This window comes from Streptomyces sporangiiformans (assembly GCF_005768555.2).
Taxonomy (GTDB): domain Bacteria; phylum Actinomycetota; class Actinomycetes; order Streptomycetales; family Streptomycetaceae; genus Streptomyces; species Streptomyces sporangiiformans.
Map to the genome: position 1 here is coordinate 1 of NZ_VCHX02000051.1, position 4,304 is coordinate 4,304.

The 4,304-nt window shown below is 71.0% G+C and carries 2 protein-coding genes; both read right to left on the bottom strand.

What is annotated here, in order from left to right:
- Positions 1–1,779: type I polyketide synthase (locus tag FGD71_RS04880; protein WP_119099133.1), on the bottom strand; the 1,779-nt coding region annotated here is incomplete at its 3' end.
- An 89-nt stretch (positions 1,780–1,868) separates the two neighbouring features.
- Positions 1,869–4,304: SDR family NAD(P)-dependent oxidoreductase (locus FGD71_RS04885; RefSeq protein WP_119099134.1), on the bottom strand; the 2,436-nt coding region annotated here is incomplete at its 5' end.

Sequence of the window (4,304 nt, forward strand, 5' to 3'; positions counted from 1 at the left end):
CGCAGCGAACACCGGCGAGGAATCCAACAACTCCACCGCCATCCCCACCCACTGCGCCCCCTGCCCCGGAAACACAAACACCGTTTCGATGTCGCCCTCGGAGCCCTCGGCGACCCCGCGCGCCCCGCCACGCGGGATCTCCCCGGCAGCCAGCGACCGCAGTCCGTCGAGCAGTTGGTCACGGTCGTCGCCGACCACCACGGCGCGCTCCTGCAGGGCCGCTCGCGTGGTGGTCAGGGCGTGTGCGACGTCCAGCGGGTCGAGATCGTTCTCTTCCACGCGCTCCACGAGCCGCCCGGCCTGCTCGCGCAGCGCCGCCGCCGAACGCGCCGACACCACCCACGGCACCACCACACCACCGTCCGGTTCCGCCGACGAGGACGGCTCCTCCACCGGCTCCGGCTGTTCCAGGACGACATGCACGTTCGTACCGCTGCCGCCGAACGACGACACACCGGCCCGCCGCGGGCGGCCGGTCTCCGGCCACTCGACGGTGTCGGTCAGCAGCCGGACGGTGCCTGCCGACCAGTCGACGTGCGGCGAGGGCTCGTCGAGGTGCAGGGTCTTCGGGAGGACGCCCTGCCGGAGTGACCCGACTGTCTTGATCACACCGGCGATGCCCGAAGCAGCCTGCGTATGACCGATGTTGGACTTCACCGACCCCAGCCACAACGGACGGCCCTCCGCCCGCTCCTGCCCATACGTCGCGATCAACGCCTGCGCCTCGATCGGATCGCCCAGCCGCGTCCCCGTACCATGCGCCTCCACCACATCCACATCCGCCGCCGACAACCCCGCGTTAGCCAACGCCGCCCGGATCACCCGCTGCTGAGACGGACCATTCGGAGCCGTCAGACCATTCGACGCACCGTCCTGGTTCACCGCCGAACCCCGCACCACCGCCAACACCCGATGCCCACGACGCCGCGCATCCGACAACCGCTCCAGCAGCAGCACGCCCACACTCTCGCCCCAGCCCGTGCCGTCGGCACCGGCGGCGAACGGCTTGCACCGGCCGTCCGGAGCCAGCCCGCGCTGACGACTGAACTCCACGAAGTTGCGCGGGGTGGCCATGACGGTGGCACCGCCGGCCACGGCCATCGAGCAGTCGTCCATGCGTAGCGACTGGACCGCCAGGTGCAGGGCCACCAACGACGACGAGCACATCGTGTCGATGCTGACCGCAGGTCCTTCCAGGCCGAAGCTGTACGCGATGCGGCCCGACAGCACGGCGGCGGACCCGCCGGTCAGCAGGTGACCCTCGACGCCGTCGGGCGCGTTGCTGCCCTCGGCCGCGTAGCCCTGGTTACTCGCCCCGATGAAGACGCCCGTCTTGCTGCCGCGCAGGGAATCCGGGTTGATGCCCGCCCGCTCGAAGGCCTCCCATGTCGTCTCCAGGAGGAGGCGCTGCTGCGGGTCGGTCGCGATCGCCTCACGGGGGGAGATCTCGAAGAAGCCCGCGTCGAATTCGGCCGCGCCGTGGAGAAAGGCGCCGTCACGCACGTAGCTGGTTCCGGACCGGTCGGGGTCCGGGTCGTACAGCGACTCCACGTCCCAGCCACGGTCGGTGGGCATGGCCGAGACGGTGTCGGTGCCCTCGGCGACGAGTTGCCACAGCTTCTCGGGGGTGTCCACTGCCCCGGGCATGCGGCAGGCCATCGCCACGATGGCGATCGGCTCCTGTTCGCGTGCCTCGACCTCCGCGAGCTTGTTGCGGGTCTGCCGCAGCTCCGTGGTGACGCGCTTGAGGTAGTCGCGGAGCTTGTCCTCGTTGTGCATGGGGGAGCCAACCCTTCGAGAATCGGGATGTCGTGACGAGGTGTGTCGTGACGCGATGTCATGACGAGATGTCGTGACGGGGTGTCGGTTCAGGAAATCCCGAGTTCCCTGTCGATCAGGTCGAACATGTCCTGGTCGGAAGCAGTGATCAGTTCTTCGTCCACAGTCGGTTCCTGCGGGCTGTCGCCGATGTCCGCCCACGTGTCCAGCAGGGCGCGCAGCCCATCGGCGAAGGCCTGGCGGGCGGCGGGATCCGTCGCCTGCCGCAGCGCGGCCTCCACCTGTTCCAGCCCTGCGGGTACGGCGCCGACGGGTCCGGCGGCGGGCCGCAGGAGCTCTGCGTTCAGGTGCTCGGCCAGCGCGTTCGGTGTCGGATAGTCGAACACGACGGTCGCCGAGAGTTTGGTGCCGAAGTCGGCGCCGAGCCGGTTGCGCAGCTCGACGGCGGTCAGGGAATCGAAGCCCATGTCGCGGAAGGCCTGGCCGGCCTTGACCGTGTCCGCCGTGGCGTGCCCCAGCACCGCTCGGGCGTGGGTGCGGACCAGGCCGACGAGCCGACGCACCCGCTTGGCCTCCGGCAGCTCCGCGAGCTCCCGCAGCAGGGCGGACGGCGCGTCGCTCCGTTCCTCGGCCCCCGCGGTCTGCTCTGCTCGCTGCCGGTCGAGCAGCTGCCGCACCTCGGGCACCTCGTCCAAGAGGGGGCGGTGCCCGTGGGCGCAGTAGGCGGGCACGAAGCGGTCCCACCGGATGTCAGCGACGACGAGCGTGGTCTCCCGCCCCGCCACCGCCTCCCGCAGGGCGCGCACCGCCGGTTCCGGTTCCATCGGCGAGACGCCCCGACGGCTCAGCTGCTCGGCGACCGTCACATCCACCATGCCGCCGCCGGCCCAGGCCCCCCAGGCGATCGAGGTCGCCGGCAGTCCCTGCGCCTGTCGGCGCTCGGCCAGTGCGTCGAGGTGGGCGTTGGCCGCCGCGTACGGGGCCTGCCCGCCGTTGCCCCAGACGCCGGCTCCCGAGGAGAAGAGGACAAAGGCCTCCAGTGAGTGGTCGGCGAGCAGTTCGTCGAGGTTCAGGGCACCGGTGACCTTGGCGCGCAGGAGGGCCACGACGTCGTCCTCGGAGAGGTCGGCCAGCGGCCGTGCCGCGTCGACCGCTCCCGCCGTGTGTACGACGGCCGTCAGCGGAAGGTCACCGGGAACGGCGCCGATCACCGCGGCGAGTGCGGCACGGTCGGCCACGTCGCAGGGCGCGATGGTCACGCGGCAGCCCAATTCGGTGAGTTCGCGCCGCAGTTCCGCTGCGCCTGGGGCGTCACTCCCCTGTCGGCTGGTCAGTAGCAGGTGTTCGGCACCGTCGCGAGCCAGTGCGCGGGCGACATGTGATCCCAGCGCACCGGTCCCACCGGTGATGAGCACGGTGCCTCGCGGCTGCCACAAGTCGCCCGCGGCAGAGGAGGGCTCGGCCGCAGCGGCTGCGGTGGATGACATGCCGGAGGGCTTGTCGGCGAGATTGTCGGAGCGCTTGTCGGAGAGCTTGACCGGGAAGCGCACCATACGTCGCCCGAGGATCCCGGCCGGTCGCACCGCGAACTCCGTTTCCCTGCCGCCGCCGTTCACGTCCGCCGTCCCGACGCCCGCGAGCAGGCCGGGAAGTTGCTTCAGGCCGGACGCTCCGTCGGTGGCCGGAAGGTCGACCAGGCCGCCCCAGCGGTCCGGGGTGTCGAGGCCGATCACGCGCGCCAGCCCCCAGACCGCCGCCCGCGCGGGATGCGTGACGATGTCGTCGGGACCCGTGGAAACGGCTCCTCGGGTGACACACCACAGCCGCCCGTGCAGCCCCGTGTCGTCCAGAGCCTGTGCCAGCGCCACCGTGCCGAGCAGGCCGCAGGAGACACCGGGGCTGCGGTCACTGTCCCGGTCGTTCAGCGCGAGCAGGGAGAGGATCCCGCCCAGAGGTTCGTCCGTGTCCAGCTCGGCGACGAGTCGTCCGGCCAGCTCGGCACGGTCGGCACCGGCAGGCACGGTGAACTCGCTGATCCGGGCGCCCGACGCCTGCAGCACACCGATGGCGTTCTGTACGAAGCCGTCGTCTTCGTGGCCTTCGGGGATCACGACGAGCCAGGTGCCGTCCAGGCCGGCGTCAGCGGCGGGCAGGGCCTGGGGCCGCCATACGACGCGGTAGCGCCAGTTGTCGAGCATGGACCGCTGCTGACGACCCTTGCGCCAGGACGACAGCGCGGGCAGCACCTCACCCAGCGCCTCTTGATCCGCCAGGCCCAGCGTCTCGGCAAGGCCTTCGAGGTCCTCGCCCTCGACCGTGTCCCAGAACTCCATGTCAACGGCATCGGACTCCATCGACGCCGGGTCGACCTCACGGCTCGGCTCCAGCCAGTAGTGCTGCCGTTGGAAGGCATACGTCGGCAACTCGACACTCTTGGGCGCATGCCCCGCGAACGCCGGCGTCCAGTCGACCTCCACACCCCGGACCCACAGCTCACCCAGGGAGGCGTAGAACCGGCCCAGACC